This is a genomic window from Terriglobia bacterium (assembly GCA_036496425.1).
Lineage (GTDB): Bacteria > Acidobacteriota > Terriglobia > 20CM-2-55-15 > 20CM-2-55-15 > 20CM-2-55-15.
In genome coordinates this window covers 1-3,721 of record DASXLG010000223.1, presented here as the reverse complement: position 1 = coordinate 3,721, position 3,721 = coordinate 1, and the positions used below count along the sequence as shown (strand labels likewise).

The 3,721-nt window shown below is 54.6% G+C and carries 5 protein-coding genes; 2 read left to right on the top strand and 3 right to left on the bottom strand.

Going from position 1 to position 3,721, the window contains the following annotated elements; all coding sequences use genetic code 11:
- Together VGK48_16150 and VGK48_16145 are read left to right on the top strand one after the other, a co-directional pair.
- Window positions 1–235, top strand: a 235-nt coding sequence (locus VGK48_16150; protein HEY2382707.1) for a hypothetical protein, incomplete at its 5' end; no start/stop codon positions are given.
- A gap of 228 nt (window positions 236–463) precedes the next feature.
- Complete coding sequence (locus VGK48_16145) at window positions 464–751, top strand: hypothetical protein (protein ID HEY2382706.1); 288 nt, start codon at window positions 464–466, stop codon at window positions 749–751.
- A 193-nt stretch (window positions 752–944) separates the two neighbouring features.
- Here the strand turns inward: VGK48_16145 and VGK48_16140 are convergent, their stop codons facing one another.
- The 3 genes from VGK48_16140 to VGK48_16130 form a co-directional block, all read right to left on the bottom strand.
- Window positions 945–1,154 (bottom strand): hypothetical protein, encoded by a 210-nt coding sequence (locus tag VGK48_16140; protein ID HEY2382705.1) that lies wholly within the window; start codon window positions 1,152–1,154, stop codon window positions 945–947.
- Window positions 1,155–1,364: 210 nt separating this feature from the next.
- The gene (gene rpoD / locus VGK48_16135; GenBank protein HEY2382704.1) at window positions 1,365–3,014 is read right to left on the bottom strand and encodes an RNA polymerase sigma factor RpoD; all 1,650 of its coding nucleotides are present in this window, start codon (window positions 3,012–3,014) and stop codon (window positions 1,365–1,367) included.
- A gap of 259 nt (window positions 3,015–3,273) precedes the next feature.
- On the bottom strand, window positions 3,274–3,721 hold a 448-nt coding region (locus VGK48_16130), incomplete at its 5' end, for a hypothetical protein (GenBank protein ID HEY2382703.1).

Here is a 3,721-nt window from a genome sequence, read left to right as displayed (position 1 = left end):
ACTTCTGATAACTGCAGTCGTGGTCGGAGGTTTGATGTTCGCGGGAGCGACGCGTTCTGATGCTCAAGTTTACTTCAGTATCGGGTTCGGTCCGGGCTATTACGGATATTACCCTTACGGGTACTCTTATCCCTACAGGTATTACTCTACACCTTATTATCGATCCTATTACCGGGCGTACTACCGGTACGGTGGGCATCGTTATTATCGCAATCATCACCGTTATCCCTATTAATACCGACGCTAGATTGATCGGAATAGCCACACCGGGCTGGTTCGAAGCTATTTCGAGCCAGCCTAAATTTTTTTGAGCGGAAACTCGCTAAGGAGATTCTGGCGCACAAGACCAGGCGCTCTATTTTTCTTACTTTGGCGAAGCCGCCGGTTTGGTCACAGGGCTTTTGGCCGGCTCATCGATCTGGAATTCTTTTCTCAATTGCTGAATAAGTGCGGGTATTTCTTTTTGTCTCTCCGTTTCGATTTGCTGCCGGAGCGATTGTTCGACTTTTCGGCGTTCCTGAATGTACCGCGATTCAAACTGGGCGCGTTGCTGTGGATTGAGTTGAAGACCCGAGTCGCGAACTGCCGCGTCTGCGTCGCGCGTAATAATCTGTCGTCGCACGTTTTCCCGTTGACGCATGAGGTTGCGCTGCTCCGGAGTCATCTGCATCCAAACCTCGGCGTTGCGCCGGAAATTTTGCCGGGCATCTGGCGGCATCGCGAGCCAGCGTTCCCTTACGCTCTGCCCTGAAGGTGGCCCATGCGGCTGACCTGAGGTTGGGCCATGAGGTTGACTTGGCGGTGGCCCGTGAGGCGCTGCCATTTGCGGGGGTCCATGAGGTCCCGCCATCTGCGGCGGTCGGCCGACCGAGCCACGATGTTGTTCTGGCTGCGCTTGCGCGTAAGCGCAACTCAGAACAAAAGCCGCCAAACCGACGAATAATTTACAAGGTTGGCGTATCTTCCCACGCGGTATTTTCATCCCAGGCGATCAACGCATCCAGATCCGCCACGACGTCATAATCCTGTGGATCGACTTTAGCCACTACATCTGAATCGCTCGAAGACGTTGTCCGCGGACCCGGATAATGCGTGACAAGAGCAACGGCGACAAAGACCGCTGCCACGGCCGACGCTCCAACAACCTTTCGCACGCTGAACCAGTTCCGCACCCGCTCGAAACGACTCGGTTCCTGCCGAATTTTTCTTAGGACATTCCGAGCAAAAAATGGCGAAACCGTGGGCTCAGGAAGCCGGCCGAGAACATCCCATAGCTCTTTGTCATCTTGAGGTTCCATGTTGTCCATCCGATTCAACAGTTTGCATGTCTCGAAGTTGCGCTCGAACGCGCTCAAAAATTATGTTCAAATTCCCGGGGCTTCAAGGAAACCTTCGAGCTGCCGAATCCGGGTTGGATGCCGCATTTTGCGCAAGGCCTTTGCCTCGATCTGGCGGATCCGCTCGCGAGTGACCTGGAACTGCCGGCCCACTTCTTCCAACGTTCGGCTGTAACCGTCGACAAGGCCGAACCGTTGCTCGAGGACTTGCCGTTCTCGGTCGGTGAGCGTTTCCAGGACATCCTTGATCTTTTCCTTGAGCAAAACGATCGCAGTCATGTCGCTCGGGTTTTCGGCGCCCCTGTCCTCGATGAAATCACCAAAGTTGGTTTCCTCGCTCTCGCCTACCGGTGACTGCAGCGAGATCGGTTGCTGCGCCATCTTTAGCACGGCTCGAACCCGGTCCACTGGCAGCAAAACTTCCTCAGCTACTTCTTCAGGCGTGGGCTCCCGCCCGTACTCCTGCACCAGCTGTTTTTGCACGCGCAAGAGTTTGTTGATCGTCTCGATCATGTGCACGGGAATTCGGATCGTGCGCGCCTGGTCGGCGATGGACCGGGTAATCGCCTGGCGAATCCACCAAGTCGCATAGGTCGAAAACTTGTATCCGCGCCGATACTCAAACTTCTCGACCGCCTTCATCAGTCCCATGTTTCCTTCCTGGATCAGGTCGAGAAACGACAGACCGCGATTCGTGTATTTCTTCGCGATGGAAATAACGAGACGAAGATTGGCCTCGACCATCTCGGTTTTGGCTTTGAATGCCTGACGCAGCCAGGTTTTCAGCGTCCGATATTCCTCGGAATAGTCGGAAAGCGAAAACCACAGACTTACTTCCAAATCGCGGACCTTGTTCTGAAGCTGCGACCGCCGTTTCTTGCTGCGAGGATTTTTGGCGAGCTCGGTCTGGAGATATAATGACGTGTGGTGCGCCTCGTCGGCGAGGTGCACGAATTCTTCGGTTACCCGCTGCTTCAGGTAAAAACGCGGGTAAATTTTTTGCAGGGTCGCCATCGTTCTTTGCAGTGCCCTGCGCTTTTGCGACGCCTTCTTTGAAAGGTCCCGCACAAGCTCGGAAAAGTGCCGGTCGATGGATGCGCTCAATTGCCCCACCTGCTTACACAAGCGTGGCAGGTGCTTCATATATCTCTCGCGGCTCTCGATCTTTTTATCGAGGATCACTCGATCGAACCGTTCCCGGCCTTCGATGAGTTTTTGGGCGAGATCCAGATGGCCGCGGGCCACAAAACCGAAGCGACTGAGATGTTTTTGCACCATCGCTTCAGCCTCCTCAATTCGCTTCGAGATCTGGACTTCCTGGTCTCGGGTCAGCAGCGGAACCTGCCCCATCTGCTTCAAATACATGCGCACCGGGTCATCCAGAATATCAACCTTGGGGGCCGCTCTGCCCTCTTCTTCCTCTTCCTCCTCATCGACATCTTTCTTGCCGTCCCTGTACCGGTCAACTTCGGAGGCCTCAATGATGTCGATCTCGAGGCGGCGCAGACGCGTAAGAATAAGATCGAGTTCATCGGCGTCGGTGACGCCTTCCGGTAATGCTTCGTTCAGATCGTCGAACGTGAGATAACCTTGTTCTTTCGCCAGTTTGATCAGCTCCCGAATCCGCGCTTGTACTTCCACCGTCGAATACAAACCCGTTACTCCGATTGCCGGCATTGAAAGAGGTCCATTGTGGTTGCCTCGGCGTGACGAAGACTTGCTACGTGTCCGCTTCCGAGAATTGAGCCGCAGCGGCTTCCTGTGATTTCCTTGCGAATTCAAACGTCTTTTTGGTACACTGCGGCCACGGCTGCTTTTAAGCCGACGAGCCGACGACTGTCGGCTGCTCCCCCTTCGTTTCGAATGCCTGGCCAAGTTTGTTTGGTTAAGAATTTGGTCTAGGACCTTCGGCCTGCCACGCGGCAGTTAAAGACACCTAGGTGTCTTCTCCGCCGACGGGCCGAGGAAATTCGTGGAGCTGTTCCTGCAGGTCAAGAATTTGTTTTTGCAAATTTAGGACGTCACCAGCGCTCAACCCAGGGACTTTGATCCGGTTTTTTGCCACCTCCAAACGACGACGCACAACAGCTTGACAGGTCCCGTGCCACCACTTTTCGACCACTGTTTCTGTGGTTGCGGGCATCTTTTGCATCAGCCACGAGGAAATGAGCCGTTCCTCCTCTGGCGGAAGGGTAGCCATGAACGCGTTCAGCGACGCGGTGTCATCCGGTTCGAGTTCGCTCTCCAAAATCCGGATCAGAATATCGGTGTCCGGTATTTGGTCGAGAATCTCACGCCAATTTTGCGCGTGAAGGAAATTGCGGGCGTCCGCATCGCGCAACGCCAGGAGGCAAAGCATCACAATATCATGCGGCGGACTGGCC